Annotated in this window: 14 protein-coding genes; 10 read left to right on the top strand and 4 right to left on the bottom strand. The window is 67.9% G+C overall.

All coding sequences use genetic code 11. The features are described 5' to 3' along the window. Positions 1-889: 889 nt before the first annotated feature. Genes ODI_RS17490 through ODI_RS17480 form a run of 3 tightly spaced genes read right to left on the bottom strand, consistent with a single transcriptional unit; the run spans position 890 to position 4,775 of the window. Complete coding sequence (locus tag ODI_RS17490) at positions 890-2,392, bottom strand: fumarate hydratase (RefSeq protein WP_067749932.1); 1,503 nt, start codon at positions 2,390-2,392, stop codon at positions 890-892. 14 nt (positions 2,393-2,406) lie between these two features. Continuing rightward, a complete protein-coding gene (locus tag ODI_RS17485) occupies positions 2,407-3,381 on the bottom strand; it encodes a Bug family tripartite tricarboxylate transporter substrate binding protein (protein ID WP_067749933.1) in 975 nt (324 codons plus the stop codon). 47 nt (positions 3,382-3,428) lie between these two features. Continuing rightward, positions 3,429-4,775, bottom strand: coding sequence for a class-II fumarase/aspartase family protein (locus tag ODI_RS17480; protein WP_067749934.1), 1,347 nt, complete (start codon positions 4,773-4,775; stop codon positions 3,429-3,431). A gap of 148 nt (positions 4,776-4,923) precedes the next feature. Here ODI_RS17480 and ODI_RS17475 point away from each other — a divergent pair, with 148 nt between their 5' ends. The 4 genes from ODI_RS17475 to ODI_RS17460 all read left to right on the top strand — a co-directional run bounded on the left by ODI_RS17475 (position 4,924) and on the right by ODI_RS17460 (position 7,426). Then, positions 4,924-5,649, top strand: coding sequence for a GntR family transcriptional regulator (locus ODI_RS17475; protein ID WP_067749936.1), 726 nt, complete (start codon positions 4,924-4,926; stop codon positions 5,647-5,649). 261 nt (positions 5,650-5,910) lie between these two features. After that, positions 5,911-6,225, top strand: coding sequence for a DUF4148 domain-containing protein (locus ODI_RS17470; protein WP_067749937.1), 315 nt, complete (start codon positions 5,911-5,913; stop codon positions 6,223-6,225). 146 nt (positions 6,226-6,371) lie between these two features. Further along, positions 6,372-6,683 (top strand): DUF4148 domain-containing protein, encoded by a 312-nt coding sequence (locus tag ODI_RS17465; protein WP_067749938.1) that lies wholly within the window; start codon positions 6,372-6,374, stop codon positions 6,681-6,683. Positions 6,684-6,838: 155 nt separating this feature from the next. Beyond that, positions 6,839-7,426 carry a TetR/AcrR family transcriptional regulator gene (locus ODI_RS17460; RefSeq protein WP_067749940.1) on the top strand — a complete coding sequence of 196 codons (588 nt, stop codon included), beginning with the start codon at positions 6,839-6,841 and terminating at the stop codon, positions 7,424-7,426. Positions 7,427-7,464: 38 nt separating this feature from the next. On the opposite strand, the gene ODI_RS17455 is transcribed toward ODI_RS17460, so the two are convergent. Next, positions 7,465-8,382 carry a LysR substrate-binding domain-containing protein gene (locus ODI_RS17455; protein WP_098020934.1) on the bottom strand — a complete coding sequence of 306 codons (918 nt, stop codon included), beginning with the start codon at positions 8,380-8,382 and terminating at the stop codon, positions 7,465-7,467. A 176-nt stretch (positions 8,383-8,558) separates the two neighbouring features. Here ODI_RS17455 and ODI_RS17450 point away from each other — a divergent pair, with 176 nt between their 5' ends. From ODI_RS17450 to ODI_RS17425, 6 genes are all read left to right on the top strand, one after another. Beyond that, on the top strand, positions 8,559-9,743 hold the full coding sequence (locus ODI_RS17450; RefSeq protein WP_067749943.1) for a branched-chain amino acid ABC transporter substrate-binding protein: 1,185 nt from the start codon (positions 8,559-8,561) through the stop codon (positions 9,741-9,743). A gap of 191 nt (positions 9,744-9,934) precedes the next feature. Then, positions 9,935-10,474, top strand: a complete 540-nt coding sequence (locus ODI_RS17445; protein ID WP_067749948.1) for an L-2-amino-thiazoline-4-carboxylic acid hydrolase — start codon at positions 9,935-9,937, stop codon at positions 10,472-10,474. Then, positions 10,471-11,709 (top strand): Zn-dependent hydrolase, encoded by a 1,239-nt coding sequence (locus tag ODI_RS17440; RefSeq protein ID WP_067749950.1) that lies wholly within the window; start codon positions 10,471-10,473, stop codon positions 11,707-11,709. Before ODI_RS17445 ends, ODI_RS17440 begins: the two co-directional genes overlap by 4 nt. A 30-nt stretch (positions 11,710-11,739) precedes the next feature. Beyond that, a complete protein-coding gene (locus ODI_RS17435; protein ID WP_067749951.1) occupies positions 11,740-12,705 on the top strand; it encodes an NUDIX hydrolase in 966 nt (321 codons plus the stop codon). 115 nt (positions 12,706-12,820) lie between these two features. Further along, positions 12,821-13,732, top strand: a complete 912-nt coding sequence (gene nadC / locus ODI_RS17430; protein ID WP_074046762.1) for a carboxylating nicotinate-nucleotide diphosphorylase — start codon at positions 12,821-12,823, stop codon at positions 13,730-13,732. Between the two features lie 67 nt (positions 13,733-13,799). Continuing rightward, positions 13,800-14,834, top strand: coding sequence for a tripartite tricarboxylate transporter substrate binding protein (locus tag ODI_RS17425; RefSeq protein ID WP_082985151.1), 1,035 nt, complete (start codon positions 13,800-13,802; stop codon positions 14,832-14,834). Positions 14,835-14,871 lie beyond the last annotated feature (37 nt).

Below are 14,871 nucleotides of genomic sequence, written 5' to 3'. Positions count from 1 at the left end.
TCCCGCCCACCCTCGACGTCCTGCGGTGGAGTGGTGTGTACCGGAGTCAGCCGCCTTGGTCCTGCTCGCATTCTTGCCGCTTGCTCGCTGCCCGCCCGAAGATCTCGGCTTGCCGCTCAGCAATGGGCGCCCACAGCGCCCATTGCTGAGCATTCGGCAAAGCAAAAGGGGCAGCTTTTGAGAGAGGGGGGAAGGGGAGTGGAGGTGGGGGGCATCGCACTTCGGGCGGGGGCCCCCGTCAGGCTGCGTTGTCTGCTTGGAGGCGTTGTTCCGTCCGCGTGACTGAATGACGGGTGTCTTGCGCGGGCAGAGGCGTCGAGACTTACTGACGAGCCTGGCGGCTTCGGCCGCTCCGTGTCGGTGGTGGAGCAGCCTCCCCAAGCAGGCAACACGGCCAAGCGGCGCCCGTAGCCCGAAGCGCGCTGCCTCCCCCCTCCACCTCTCGCCCCCACTCTCCCAAAAGCTGCCCTATTGCTTTTTCGAATGCTGACCGGTGGGCGCTGTGGGCGCCCTCCGGTCAGCGGCAAGCCAAGATCTTCGGGCAGGCAGCGAGCGCAGGGCAAGAATGCGAGCAGGACTCAGGTAGCTACCCAAGGTCCAGAACACTCAACCGCAGGACGTCGAGGGTGGGCGGGACGGCGGGCGCCTTCTGCGGGGGGCGGGGCGCTGTGGGCGCCCCACCACGCGGCAGGCGACCGACGGCACGACCACACTCGGCGGCCGTCAACGAAGCGGTGCACAACCCGTCAACGAAGCGGTGCACAACCCGTCAACGAAGCGGTGCACAACCCGTCAACGAAGCAGTGCACAAGCCGTCAAAACCCAGCAGTGCACAAGCCACCAATCCAGCAACGCATGACAGTCACTGCAGCACCCCACACCCGCGCAATCACTCAACAGCCAGCCGAAACACCTCATGCACCGACCGTCCCGACGCATCCACGGCAACCGTCACCGGCATGTCTTCAACGTCGAAAGCGTAGATCGCCTCCATGCCCAGGTCCTCGAAGGCAACGACCCGGGCTGACTTGATCGCCTGCGACACCAGGTATGCCGCGCCGCCCGTCGCCATCAGGTATGGCGCGCCGTGCCGCTTGATCGCGGCGATGGCTGCCGGGCCGCGTTCCGCCTTGCCGATGGTCAGCAGCAGGCCGGTCTGCGCCAGCACCGTCTCCATGAACTTGTCCATGCGGGTGGCCGTGGTCGGGCCTGCGGGGCCCACTGCTTCGCCTTCGATCGGGTCCACCGGGCCGACGTAGTACAGCGCGCGCCCATTCAGGTCCACCGGCAGCGGCTCCCCGCGCGCCAGCCTGTCCACCAGTCGTTTGTGCGCGGCGTCGCGTGCCGTGTACAGCGTGCCGGACAGGCGCAGCAGGTCGCCGGCGCGCCATCGCGCGGCCTCTTCCCGGCGCAGGGTGTCCAGGTCCACCGCCAGGCCGTCCTGGCCGGGGAGCGCGTCGGGGATGCCGTCCCACACGCGCTCGTCCGGGACTTCCAATGCGGCAGGCCCGCTGCCGTCCAGCGTGAAGGCGGTGTAGCGCGTGGCGGCGCAGTTGGGCATCAGGGCCACGGGCAGCAGCGCGGCGTGCGAGGGCGCGGTGGCCACCTTCACGTCCAGCACCGTCGTGTCGCCGCCCAGGCCTTGCGCGCCGATGCCCAGCCCATTGATGCGGTCCATCAGCGTCAGCCGCAGGCGCTCCGCGGCGTTGGCGGCGCCGCGCGCGCGCAGGGCGTCGATGTCGATGGGCGAGAAGAGCGCGCGCTTGGCCAGGTGCAGCGCCTGTTCGGGGCTGCCGCCCACGCCCACGCCCAGCACGCCGGGCGGACACCAGCCCGCGCCCATGCCGGGCAGTTGGGCCAGCACCCAGTCGGCGACGGAGTCGCTGGCGTTGAGCATGCCGTAGCGCGCCTTCACGTCGCCGCCGCCGCCCTTGGCGACGACCAGCACGTCCAGCGTACAGCCCTCGACCATGTCGATGTGCACGACGGCCGGGGTGTTGTCGCCCGTGTTGGCGCGCTCGCCCAGCGGGTCGCGCACCATGGAGGCGCGCAGGGGATTGCTGGGGCAAAGATACGCGCGCGCCACCGCCTCGTCGGCCAGCGCCTGCAGGCTGGGCGTGGCCGCCAGGCCGGCTGCGGTGATGCGCGCGTCCATGCCCAGCGTGAAATACACGTGCACCACGCCGGTATCCTGGCACACGGGCCGTTTGGCCCGGTGCGCCAGCTTGCTGTTCACCAGCAACTGCAGCATGGCGTGGCGCGCCGCCGTGCCGGTCTCGCGCGCGTGCGCGGCGGCCAGCGCGCGCACGAAATCCGGCGGATGCGTGTGGCTGACCGCCTGCAGTGCGCGGGCGATGCCGTCGACGATATGCTCGGCCTGGATGGCGGTCATGCGCACGCTCCCGCTTACTGCAGCGTGATGCCGGCCTGCTTGATCACCTCGGCCCACTTCGTGACTTCCGAGGCGGTGAAGGCCTGGAAGGCTTGCGGGTCGACCTGGTCGGGGGGCAGCACCAGGATGCCCTGCGCGGTCATCTTGCCGGTGAAGTCGGCGTCCTTCAGCGCGCGCGAATACGCTTCATGCATGACGCGCACGACGTTGTCGGGCACGTCCTTCGGCGCATACAGGCCATACCAGGTCGAGACCTGGAAGCCCGGCAGGGCCTTCTCGCCGGCGGTGGGCACGTTGGGGAACTGCGGCATGGGCGCCGCCGAGGTCAGCGCCAGCGCGCGCACCTTGCCGCCCTGGGTCTGGGGCAGGGCAGTGTTGGTCTGGTCGAACATGGCATCCACCTGGCCGCCCATCAGGTCGTTCAGGGCGGGCCCCGCGCCCTTGTAGGCGATGGGCGTGACCTCCATCTTGGCGCGGCTGGCGAACATGGCGGCCACCAGGTGCGAGGTCGATCCCACGCCAGCGTTGCTGAAGTTCAGCTTGCCGGGGTTCTTGCGGCCGAAGTCGATGAATTCCTCCACCGACGTGTGCGGCGAATTCGCGCCCACCAGCAGCACCAGCGGCGTGTCGGGGAAGCGGAACACGGCCTTGAAGTCCTTCACCGGGTCATAGGGCAGCTTGGCATAGAGCGAGGGCGCCGCGGCCATGTAGCCGATGTGGCCGACCAGGAAGGTGTAGCCGTCGGGCGACGAGCGCGCCGCCTTGGCCGCGCCGATGGTGCCGCCCGCGCCACCGACGTTCTCCACCAGGATGGTCTGCTTGAGTTCCTGCGAGACGCGGTTGGCGATGTTGCGCGCCATGGCATCGGTAGGGCCGCCCGCGGCGAAGGGCACGATCCAGGTGATGGCGCGGGTGGGATAGTCCTGCGCGTGCGAGGGAGTCGCGGCCATTGCGGCCAGCGCCAGGGCGCCAGCGATCCATTGCTTCATTTGTCTTCTCCGTTGTGTTTGTGTTGTCTGGATTGGGGCAGGGCGGGTCAGCCGTGTGCCTGCTGGCGCAGGCGATCCACCATGTGGGGGGCGGCGCCCAGGTAGTTGCCCGGATCGCACAGGCGGTCGATGGCCTGGCGGTCGAGCTTGCTGGAAACGGCCGGGTCGGCGTGCAGCACGTCTGCCAGCGGCAGGCCGTGGGTGGCGGCCTGGCGGCAGGCGTCATAGACCACGTCGTGCGCGGTCTGGCGGCCGATGTGCGGGGCGAGGCCCATCATCACGGCCTCGGCGACGATGAGGCCGCCGGAAAGATCGAGGTTGCGGCGCATGCGCGCGGTGTCGACTTCCAGGCCGGCCAGCATGAAGCGCGCCTGGTTCAGTGCGCCGGCGGTCAGCACGAACGATTCGGGGATGCACGACCACTCCAGGTGCCAGGGACCGGTGGCGCGTTCGAAGTCCTGCAGCATGGCGTCCAGCGCCAGGCCAGCGTGCTGGCGCACGGTCTTGGACGCCGCCCACATCAGTTCGCAGGAAATGGGGTTGCGCTTCTGCGGCATGGTGCTGGAGGCGCCGCGGCCCTTCACGAACGGCTCGAAGGCCTCGGCCAGTTCGTTGGTCATCATCAGCATCACGTCCACGGCGATCTTGCCCAGCGTGCCGGTGATGAGCGCGAGGAACTGCACCGTCTCGGCCAGGCCGTCACGCGCCACGTGCCAGGTGACGGGCGCTTCCGCCAGGCCCAGTTCCTTCATCAGCGCCGCGTGCACGGCCAGGCCCTCGTCGCCCAGCGAGGCCAGCGTGCCGGCCGCGCCGCCAAATTGCCCGATCAGCACCCGGGGCTTCAGCTGGGCCAGGCGTTCGCGGTGACGGCGCACCATCAGCAGCCACACGGCCGCCTTGTAGCCGAAGGTGATGGGCAAGGCATGTTGCAGATGCGTGCGGCCTGCCATCGGACTGTCGCGATAGCGCTCGGCCAGGCCGTCCAGGATCTCGTCCAGGGCGGCCAGGTCGGCCTCGATGATTGCCAGCGCCTCGCGCACCTGCAGCACCGTGGCGGTGTCCATGATGTCCTGGGTGGTGGCGCCCCAGTGCAGGTACTCGCCTTCCGGCCCGCATTGCGGGGCCAACTGGTGCACCAGCGGCAGGATGGGGTAGCCGACGATCTCGGTCTCGTGGGCCAGTCGGGCCAGGTCGATGGCCTCGGCATCGGCGCGGGCGGCGATGGCCTGGGCGGCGGCGGCCGGGATGACACCCAGGCGGCCCTGCACGCGCGCCAGCGCGACTTCGGTCTCCACGTAGCGGCGCACGGTGGCGCGGTCATCGAACACGGCACGCATGGCGGCCGTGCCGAACATGTCCTTGAACAAAGCGGATTCGAGTACGGAAATGGGCATGTTAAATGTACGCTCTTGATAATTTGTACGTACATATTAAGCATGCATTTTTCAATCGTCAATCGGGTGTTGCGCGGTCGCTGGATGGCTCGGCGCGGGTGGCAGATAGAATGGCGTGCCACCTTCTTGTCCACGCCCCGATACGCCGATGCCGTCCATTTCGCTCTACAGCCAGATCGCCGAGGAACTCGCCCGCCGCATTGCGAATGGCGATTACCCGGTAGGGTCGGCGCTGCCCACCGAACACGAGCTGGTCGATGCGTTCTCCGCCAGCCGCCACACGGTGCGTTCGGCGTTGCGCCAGTTGCAGGACCTGGGCCTGATTTCCCGCCGGCGCGGCAGCGGCACCGTGGTCGAGGCGCAACGTCCTCGCTCCGGCTACAGCCAATCCTTGTCCTCGCTGGAAGACCTGGTGCAGTTGGCCGCCCGCACGCCGCGCAGCGTGCAGAAGATGCAGGAAGTGGTGCTGGATATCGATCAGGCTGCCGAGTTGGGATGTCCGCCCGGCACGCGCTGGCTGCGCATCAGTTCCACGCGGGGCGAAGCCGGCAAGCCACCGGCGGGCTGGACGGATCTGTACGTGGACGCCCACTACAGCAAAGTGAAGAAGCTGGTGCAGGCGCATCCCGACCGCCTGGTGTCGGACCTGATCGAAAGCCACTTCGGTCGCCGTATCGCCACGGTGGAGCAGACCATTTCCGCCGCGCCGGTGCCTGCCGAGATCGCACGCGTGCTCGAGGTGCCAGCGGAGTCGCCAGGCCTCTTCATCCTGCGCCATTACCGGGATCAGGCAGGGGTGTTGGTGCTGGCCTCCACCTCGTATCACCCCGCGGATCGCTATCGTTTCTCGATGACGCTGATCCGGGAACGGTAGGTTTTCCTTTTTGTTTTCAATGGCTTGTCCGGCGTCAGCGAGCGGAAGACAACGTTGAGGTTACGCCTGGTTTCATTTTTCCCGGAGATTCCGCTTGTTTATCTATCTACTGGTAGATAAGATTCACCCATCGACAAACAGGGCAGACAAAAAGTCTCCCGCAAATCGAAAGATTCACCGGCGCCGCAAGGCCCTTTTATTTTCCCTAGTCATCTATCTATCAGTAGATAAATTTTAAACACCGCGCTCAAGGAGCCAATCATGACCAAGACCTTCGCTTCCGCCCTGATCCTTTCCGCCTCGATGCTGGGTGCCGCCGCCGTGCAGGCCCAGGAAATCGGCTACCCCGCCGACGTCGACCACACCGCCAGCGTGACCCGTGAGCAAGTGCGGGCCGAACTGCGCGACGCCATCGCCCAAGGCAGCATTCCCGCCGGCGAACTGGACGTGGCAGCTCTGGCCCCCAGTGGTGACAGCACCCACAGCCGTGCCCAGGTTCGCGCCGAGCTGCGCCAGGCCCAATCGCACGGCCTGGAAAGCCGCGGCGAACTGGACTACCCGCCGGTCGCGGGTTGAAGCAGGAAGACGGTCCCGCCCGCCGCATGACGCGGGACCGTCCCAGCACGCCAGATCTGATACGCCACACACGACAGACACCTTTTCACCGATACGGACTGCCGCTGGCTGACGCCGGGGCGCCAAAGACAAACAAAGGAACCATCATGACCAAGACCTTCTTCTCCGCCGCCATCCTCTCGCTGTCCTTCCTGGGTGCCTCCGCCGTCCAGGCCCAGGAGCTCGGCTACCCGCCCGAAGTGGCCCAGACCAGCCAGGTGAGCGCCGAGCAGGTTCGCGCTGAAGCCGTGGCCGCCCGCCAGGCCGGTGAAATCTTCGACGGCGAGCAGGACCAGACCGCCCATTTCGCGCCCGCCTCGCTGACGCGTGCCCAGGTCCAGGCTGAACTGCGCCAGGCGCGTGCCGCGGGCGACGTCCAGCCGGGCGAGCAGGATCCCGCGCTGGTGTTCCAAGGTTGAGCCACCGGGAGGCGGCACGGTTCCCCCACGCATGACTGCATGACCGTTGTGTGTCAGCCGTGCCGCCAGGCCCCGAGGTTGCGTGCAGGTGACAAGGCGCGATCCGGGCGCCGGCAGGTTCGACCTATCGACCCATTCATAGGTAAACTTTCGCCATGAACGCCACCGCCGCCAATACCAGAGAGCAACTCCTCGACTACGCGCAGAGCCTGATCGGCGCGCGCGGCTGCAATGGATTCAGCTATCGCGACCTGGCTGACCATGTGGGCGTGAAGACGTCGAGCATCCACTACTACTTCCCCTGCAAGGACGATCTGGTGCGCGAGGCCATCGAGGCCTACAGCCAGAACGCCATCGCGCGCGTGCATGCCATCGACGCCTCCTTGCCTGCCGATGAAAAGCTGCGCCGCTATGCCGACGTGCTGGAAGGCGTGGTCTGTAGTGGCAAGCAACTGTGCATCGGCGGGGTGCTTGCCGCCGACATGAACTCCTTGCCCGAGTCGGTGCGTTGCGTCGTGAAGTCTTTCTTCCTTGCCATGGAGGCCTGGCTGGCCGCCGTGCTGCGAGAAGGCGTGGAACAGGGCACGGTCACGCTGCGCTGTGACGCGGAAACCTCCGCGCGTGCGCTCTTTGCCGCCGTGCAGGGCAGCATGCTCAGCACGCGCGTCTTCGGCGATTGCAATCGCATCCGCGAAACCATCACCAGCGTCTGCCCCTCGGCGGGCTCGCCGTCCACGCATTGAAGGGCAGGGCGCGCCGCGTCCGCCTTCTTCCTTTCGAGTCAGGCAGAACCTGGCTGGCGCCAGGGTTGCGTACGCGCGTGCAGCCAATCGCGCAGCGCCATCTCGTCCGTTGACAGCGCCACGCCGCTGCGGTGGCACAGGTAATAGTCGCGGCCATCATCCAGCGCCAGGTCGAACAGTTGCACCAGTTGGCCGCTGTCCAGCTCGCGCTGGATCAGCGGCGGGCGCAACAGCGCGCAGCCCAGTCCCGCCAGTGCCGCGCACAAGGTCAGTTGCCCATCCTCGAACATCGCGCCCTCCAGCCGTGGCGCCGTGCTGACGCCCGCCGCCGACAGCCACAGCTTCCAGGTGCCGCGCTCTTCGTCATGCAGCAGCGGCAATGCCGCCAGTGCGGTGGGCGAGGGGATGGGCCCGCGCGTGGCCAGGAAGCCAGGATGGCAGACGGGCACCACGGCGCCGGGCAGCAGCTTGATGCTGTCGTAGCCGGGCCACTCGCCCACGCCGAAACGGATGGACAGGTCGGCCGCATCGCTGGGGTAGTGCCGATGGTTGGCGTAGGACACATGCACGTCCAGGCCGGGGGCCAGTGCCTGGAACTCATGCAGGTGCGGAATGAACCAGCCCATGCCGAACATCGGAATGACGCTCAGGGACACCTCGCGTGGCGCGGCGCCTTCGCGCAGGTGGCCGGTGGCGCCACGCAGCACCGCGAATGCCGAGCGCAGCGAGCGGTAGTATTCGCGCCCCTGTGCCGTCAGCACCAGGTTGCGGCCCTGGCGGGTGGTCAGCGGTGCGCCCAGGAACGCGTCGAGCAGCCGCAGCTGGTGGCTGATGGCGGAGGGCGTGATCGCCAGTTCACGGGCGGCCGCGGCAAGCGTGCCCAGGCGTGCATACGCTTCGAAAGCGCGAACGGCACGCAGCGGCGGGTCATGCTGCAATTGTTCTAAATAATTCATATGTTGAATGTAGTGAAAATCTTTCTGCCGTGCCATGCGGCCGTTTGAATAAGCTAATTCATTGATTTATATATAAAGCCGACTGGGTAATATTGATATCTGAATTCAATATTGGCCTGACGCTGGCAGAGAAAACATAATTCAGCTCATCAATGTTTTCTCTCTGGGGAGCCTTCATGTCCACGTCCGCAACCCCTGCCCGGCTGCCACGCCTGCTCGCCCTGGCCGCTTTCTGTGCCACCGCCCTCGGCGTCTCTCCTGCCTGGGCGGACAAGACGGTGACGCTGGGCCTGGCCGCGCCGCTGACGGGCCAGTCGGCCCGGATCGGCAAGGACCTGGAAAACGGCGCCCGTCTTGCCATCGAGGATGCCAACAAGCAGAAACTGGTGATCGGCGGCGAAACCGTCACGTTCCGCCTGCAGGCCGTGGACGACCAGTCCGATCCGCGCGTGGCCGTGACGGTCGCCCAGTCGCTGGTGGACCAGGGCGCGGTGGGGGTGATCGGCCACTGGAACACCGGGACCAGCATCCCCGCGGCGCGCGTCTATCACGACGCCGGCATTGCCCAGGTGGCGCCCGCCGCCACCGGCAAGTCGTATACCTCGCAAGGCTTCGACACCAGCTTCCGCATCATGGGCCATGACGACGTGGGCGGCGCCTACACCGGCAGGTATGCCGTGGAGACGCTCAAGGCCAGGCGCATCGCGGTCATCGACGACCGCACGGCTTTCGGCCAGGGCTTGGCCGACCAGTTCGTGCGTGGCGTGAAGGAGGCCGGCGGCGAGGTCGTCACGCGTGAGTTCGTGAACGACAAGCAGGTCGACTTCGATGCGATCCTGACCCGCATCAAGAGCCGCGATGCCGATCTGGTGTTCTTTGGCGGCCTGGATGCGCAAGCCGCGCTGATCGTGCGCCGCCTGCAACCGCTGGGCCTGAAGGCCCGCCTGATCGGCGCGGGCGGCATCGTCAGCCAGACTTTCCTGACGACCTCCAAGGGCGACGGGGAGGGCACCATTGCGCTGGAGCCGGGCCTGCCCATTGCCCAGATGCCTGGCGGCCAGGCGTTCGAGACGCGCTATCGCGAGGTCTACAAGCAGCCGATCGAACTGCATGCCCCGTTCGCCTACGACGCCGCGGCCGTCATCATCGCCGCCATGCGCGAAGCCGATTCCACCGACCCGACGGTGTTCCTGCCCGCCCTGCGCAAGATCCAGTACACCGGCATTACCGGGCCGGTCGCCTTCGATGCCGAAGGCAACCTGAGCCAACCCGCCTATACCGTTTACCGCGTGGAGCAGGGCAAGTGGGCGCCCGCCGCGGTGCTGGGTGGCAAGGCCGCGCAGGCCGTTGCCAGCCAGTAAGCGCCGCGCAGGCAGTCGCCGTACCGGCGAGCCGTGCCCTGTCGGGACACGGCTCGCTTTCGCATTCGGCTGGCGGCAAGGGCGCGCGAGGCGGCATCCCGCGCTCCTATACTGCCGCCATCCAGGCCGGCGTGTTGCCGGCCGTTGTTCGTGCACCGTTGCAGGTGCACCCGAAGTGAAGGAGTTTTCGCATGACCCCCGTCGACAAGCAGGGCAATCCGCCCGCCACGGCCCCCGCCAATGAGCTTGGCATCCTCGCGCGCCGGCGTATCGAGGCCGAAATCATCAAGCCGATCTACGAGATCCTGGTGCGCGAGTTCGGCAAGGAGAAGGCCGGCGCCGTGATCGGTGAGGCCGTGTCGAATGCCGCCGTGCAGGCCGGCCGGCAGTTCGCCGCGCGGGAGCCCCAGGGGGCGAACCTGCGTACGTTCGCCGGTCTCCAGCACCTGTGGACCAAGGACGATGCGCTGCGCATCGAGGTGCTGAACGCCAGCGACACCGAATTCGACTACGACGTGAAGCGTTGCCGCTATGCCGAGATGTATCACGAGATGGGGCTGGGCGACATCGGCCACCTGCTGTCCTGTAATCGGGACGCCGAGTTCATCGTCGGCTACGACCCCTCGGTCACCATGACCCGCAGCACCACCATCATGAGTGGCGCGGCGCGTTGCGATTTCCGCTATCACCGTCCCGCGGATGCGCCCCCGGCCCCGAAGGAGCCGGCATGACGCGCGAGGCATTGCGGGTCGATGGCGAGCGCCTGTGGGCCAGCCTCATGGAAATGGCACGGATCGGCGCAACGGAAAAAGGCGGCGTCAGCCGCCTGGCGCTGACAGACCTGGACCGTGAAGGGCGTGATCTCTTCGTGCGCTGGGCGCGCGAGGCGGGCTGCACGGTGCGCGTCGATCCCATGGGCAATATCTTTGCCCGGCGGCCGGGCCTGCGCGATGGGCTGGCGCCGGTGCAAATGGGTTCGCATGGCGACTCCCAACCCACCGGCGGGCGCTTCGACGGAATCTATGGCGTGCTGGGCGGGCTGGAGGTCGTGCGAGCGCTGAACGACCATGGCGTCCAGACCGAGCGGCCCATCGAGGTGGTGAACTGGACCAACGAGGAAGGGTCGCGCTTTGCGCCGGCCATGATCGCCTCGGGTGTCTATGCGGGCGTGTTCGACCTGGACTATGGCCTGTCGCGCACGGACGCCGAAGGCAGGACCATCGGTGCGGAGCTCGAGCGTATCGGCTACGCGGGCGATGCGCCATTGGGGGCGCCCTTGCCGCATGCCGCCTTCGAGCTGCACATCGAGCAGGGGCCGGTGCTCGAGGCCGAGCAGAAGGACATCGGCGTGGTAACCGGAGGGCAAGGGCAGCGCTGGTACGAAGGCGAGTTGACGGGACAGTCCGCGCACGCAGGCACGACGCCCATGAACCGCCGCAAGGATGCCGGCCTGGGCGTGGCGCGCGTCATCGCGGCCGTGCATCGTATCGGGCTGGACCATGGCCCGCTGGCCTGCGCGACGGTGGGGCAGGTGGCATTCCATCCGAATTCGCGCAATGTCGTGCCTGGGCGCGCCGCTTACACGGTGGAGTTCCGCCATCCCGACGACGCCGTGCTGGATCACATGAATGCCGCGCTGCTGGCGGCCGTGGAAGAGATCGCTGCCGAGTTGTCGCTGGGCTCGTCGCTGAAGCAGATCTTTTCCTATGCGCCCATCGTGTTCGACGCGGACTGCGTCGGCGCGGTGCGGCGTGCCGCGGCAGCCTTGGGCTACAGCCATCGCGACATCGTGTCGGGGGCGGGCCATGACGCCTGCTACGTGAATCGCGTTGCTCCCACTGCCATGGTGTTCGTGCCCTGCGTGGACGGCATCAGCCACAACGAAGCCGAGGATATTCGCCAGGCGTGGTCGACGGCGGGCGCGAACGTGCTGCTGCATGCGGTCCTGGAGAAAAGCGCGGCATGAGCGATGGGGGCATGACGGCCCCCACCTATAATGACCGGCCCTCCGTGCTGGAACCTGTCCGTGAGCGTTGAACACTCCGTCGTCGCCGACCTCGTCGCCGTGCTGGCCGCCGTCACCCACGGGGAACCGCGCGTCCTGACGACCGAAGACGGACGGGCCCTGCCGTCGGGGCCGTTCGAACTCGGGCACCGCTCGCTGCAATCCGGGCTGCGCAGCTGGGTGGAAGAGCAGACGCACCATCCGCTGGGCTACGTCGAGCAGCTCTATACCTTTGCCGACAGCGGCCGCTACGCCGAGCCTGGCGGCGCCGCCCACGCCATTTCCATCAGCTATCTCGCGCTCACGCGCGAGGCCGCCACGCCCGCCGACGCCAGCGCGCAGTGGCAAAGCTGGTACCGCTATTTTCCCTGGGAAGATCATCGCGAAGGCGAGCCCGCCTTGCTGTCCGAACGCATCGTGCCTGCCTTGCGGCGCTGGGCGGAGGCGGCGGGGTCGGCTGAGCTGCGGGCGGCTCGCGCGCAGCGGACGGCGCTCACGTTCGGGCTCGACGGCTATGCCTGGAGCGAGGACCGCGTGTTGCAGCGCTATGAACTGTTGTACGAGCTGGGCCTGGTGGCCGAGGCCTGCGCGGCGGACGATGCCGCCGCGCGCGCGGCCTGCCTGCCCGGCGCGTCCATGCGCCATGACCACCGGCGCATCCTGGCCACGGGCATTGCGCGGCTGCGGGCCAAGATCAAGTACCGCCCGGTGGTCTTCGAGCTGATGCCGCCAGACTTCACGCTGCTGCAATTGCAGCAAAGCGTCGAGGCCCTGGCGGGGCGCAGCCTGCACAAGCAGAATTTCCGCCGGCTCATCGAACAGCAGGAACTGGTGGAGGAAACCGGCGACGTGCAGGCGGGCGGGGCAGGCCGGCCCGCCAAGCTGTTCCGCTTCCGCCGCGGCGTGATGCTGGAGCGGGCCATTGCTGGCAGCAAGCTGCCGCTGGCCCGGGGCTGAATTCCCGCGCGGGCATGTATCAGACATGACAATCACTTGACAGCCACTTATGCTCAGGAATAGCATAAATGGGTCGAGCGGGCGCCGCTCTTTTTTTGACCTACAAATACTCATAATGAGCATAATTACGGAAGGCCAGATCCAACTGGCCGAGGCAGCCGCGCAAGCGCGTGTTTCCGACGTACCGCCCTTGCCGGCGGTCATGCTGGAGCCGCTGGTGCGCGCCACCCTGCTGGAGGACCTGGGCAGGGCAGGAGACGTGACGACCGATGCCATCGTGCCGGCGGACCTGCGCACCGAAACCGCGTTGTCCGCCCGCCAGCCGGGCGTGGTGGCGGGCCTGGACCTGGCCGTGATGGCCTTCAGGCTGGTGGACCCGCGCATCGAACTCGAGGTGTTGCGGCCCGACGGCAGCCGCCTGGCGGCGGGCGACACCATCGCGCTGGTGCGCGGCCCTGCGCGCGGCGTGCTGACGGGTGAACGCACCGCGCTGAATTTCCTGTGCCACCTGAGCGGCGTGGCCTCTGCCACGGCCAGCATCGTGGATGCCGTGCGGCCGCAACGCGCACGCGTGGTGTGCACCCGCAAGACCATGCCTGGCCTGCGCGCCGTGCAGAAGTACGCGGTGCGCGTGGGCGGCGGCAGCAATCATCGCTATGGCCTGGATGACGCCGTGCTCATCAAGGACAACCACGTGGCCATCGCTGGCGGCGTGCGCGCCGCGATCATGCGGGCGCGCGCGTCGGTGGGGCACCTGGTGAAGATCGAGGTCGAGGTGGACACCCTGGCCCAGCTGGAAGAGGCCATGGCGGTGGGCGTGGATGCCGTGCTGCTCGACAACATGACTCCCGAGATGCTGGCTCGCGCCGTCCAGATGGTGGACGGACGCGCCATCACCGAGGCCTCGGGCCGCATTACGCCCGCGACGGCGCCGGCGGTCGCGGCCAGCGGCGTGGACCTGATCTCCATCGGCTGGCTGACCCACAGCGCGGCGGTACTGGATATCGGCCTGGACCATCGGGGCTAGACCGCCCGCCATCCGTGCCGGGCAGTGCCCGGCGAGCCCATCCGGGCGATCTCGATCTGGAGTTGTGATGAAGACCGTCAAACCGCGCGGTGTGGCCGCGCTCGTCCCTGCCTTGGCGCTGGTCCTGGGTTTGCTGGCCGGGGTGGCCTGGGCGCCAGGCCGTGGCGCGCAGGGCGAACCCCCCGCTGCCGCCAAGCCGGCGGCGCGCGCCTGGCCGGATCGCACGCTTTCCATCCTGGTGACCTTTCCGCCCGGCGGCGGCACCGACCTGCTGGCGCGCAAGCTGGGGGAGCGCCTGGCAGTGAAGCTGGGCGTGCCGGTCGTGGTGGAGAACCGGCCCGGCGCCAGCGGCAACATCGGCGCGCGGGCGGCGGCGGAGGCCGTGCCCGATGGCAATACGCTGCTGATGGTGAACAGCTCGTTCGCGATCAACCCGGGGGTCTATCGCGAACTGCCTTTCGATCCCAAGCGGGATTTCGCGCCGGTCATCAACGTGGCATTCGTGCCGTCCGCCATCGTGGTGCCTGCCAGTTCGACGTGGCGCACGCTGGCGGACATGATCGATGCCGGGCGCCTGGGCGAGGCGGGTGTGGCCTATGCCTCGTGCGGCAACGGCACGCCGCAGCATCTGGCGGGCGAGATGCTGCACCTGGCAGGCGTGTCCTTGCGCCACGTGCCCTACAAGGGCTGCGGCCCGGCCTTGACCGACGCGGTGGCGGGGCAGGTGCCCGTGGCGGTCGTCACGGCTTCCAGCGCCGCGCCGTTCATCCGGGCTGGCAGCCTGCGCGCCCTGGCGATCACGGCGCCGGCGCGCTCAGCCCTGATGCCGGGCGTGCCCACGGTGGCGGAGCAAGGGTTTCCGGGCTATGCGCTGAACCAGTGGCATGGCCTGCTGGCGCCGGCGCGCACGCCGCCCGAGCGGGTTCGGGTGCTGCGCGATGCGTTGGCCGGGATCGTGGCCGATCCCGCCATGCAGGAACAATTGCGGCAACTGGGCTTCGACCCGACGGCCAGCACGTCGGAGGCCTTCCGCGCGCTGGTGCATGCGGACATCGATCGCTATGGCGCGCTGACCGCGCAGCTGGGGTTGCGGGCGGACTGAGGGAGAACGAAGACAGCGGAAAGCACAAGGCCGCGCC

Origin of the sequence: Orrella dioscoreae (assembly GCF_900089455.2) — a bacterium.
GTDB classification, from domain to species: domain Bacteria; phylum Pseudomonadota; class Gammaproteobacteria; order Burkholderiales; family Burkholderiaceae_B; genus Orrella; species Orrella dioscoreae.
This window is presented reverse-complemented; position numbering and strand designations above follow the sequence as displayed.

Excerpts from the sequence above, each read along its gene's own strand:
- ODI_RS17445 (WP_067749948.1), top strand. The coding sequence starts at position 9,935 with ATGACCCCCGTCGACAAGCAGGGCAATCCGCCCGCCACGGCCCCCGCC.
- ODI_RS17490 (WP_067749932.1), bottom strand. The coding sequence starts at position 2,392 with ATGACCGCCATCCAGGCCGAGCATATCGTCGACGGCATCGCCCGCGCA.
- ODI_RS17480 (WP_067749934.1), bottom strand. The coding sequence starts at position 4,775 with ATGCCCATTTCCGTACTCGAATCCGCTTTGTTCAAGGACATGTTCGGC.
- ODI_RS17470 (WP_067749937.1), top strand. The coding sequence starts at position 5,911 with ATGACCAAGACCTTCGCTTCCGCCCTGATCCTTTCCGCCTCGATGCTG.
- ODI_RS17450 (WP_067749943.1), top strand. The coding sequence starts at position 8,559 with ATGTCCACGTCCGCAACCCCTGCCCGGCTGCCACGCCTGCTCGCCCTG.
- ODI_RS17485 (WP_067749933.1), bottom strand. The coding sequence starts at position 3,381 with ATGAAGCAATGGATCGCTGGCGCCCTGGCGCTGGCCGCAATGGCCGCG.
- ODI_RS17435 (WP_067749951.1), top strand. The coding sequence starts at position 11,740 with ATGACCGGCCCTCCGTGCTGGAACCTGTCCGTGAGCGTTGAACACTCC.
- ODI_RS17475 (WP_067749936.1), top strand. The coding sequence starts at position 4,924 with ATGCCGTCCATTTCGCTCTACAGCCAGATCGCCGAGGAACTCGCCCGC.
- ODI_RS17440 (WP_067749950.1), top strand. The coding sequence starts at position 10,471 with ATGACGCGCGAGGCATTGCGGGTCGATGGCGAGCGCCTGTGGGCCAGC.
- ODI_RS17455 (WP_098020934.1), bottom strand. The coding sequence starts at position 8,382 with ATGAATTATTTAGAACAATTGCAGCATGACCCGCCGCTGCGTGCCGTT.
- ODI_RS17460 (WP_067749940.1), top strand. The coding sequence starts at position 6,839 with ATGAACGCCACCGCCGCCAATACCAGAGAGCAACTCCTCGACTACGCG.
- ODI_RS17465 (WP_067749938.1), top strand. The coding sequence starts at position 6,372 with ATGACCAAGACCTTCTTCTCCGCCGCCATCCTCTCGCTGTCCTTCCTG.
- nadC (WP_074046762.1), top strand. The coding sequence starts at position 12,821 with ATGAGCATAATTACGGAAGGCCAGATCCAACTGGCCGAGGCAGCCGCG.
- ODI_RS17425 (WP_082985151.1), top strand. The coding sequence starts at position 13,800 with ATGAAGACCGTCAAACCGCGCGGTGTGGCCGCGCTCGTCCCTGCCTTG.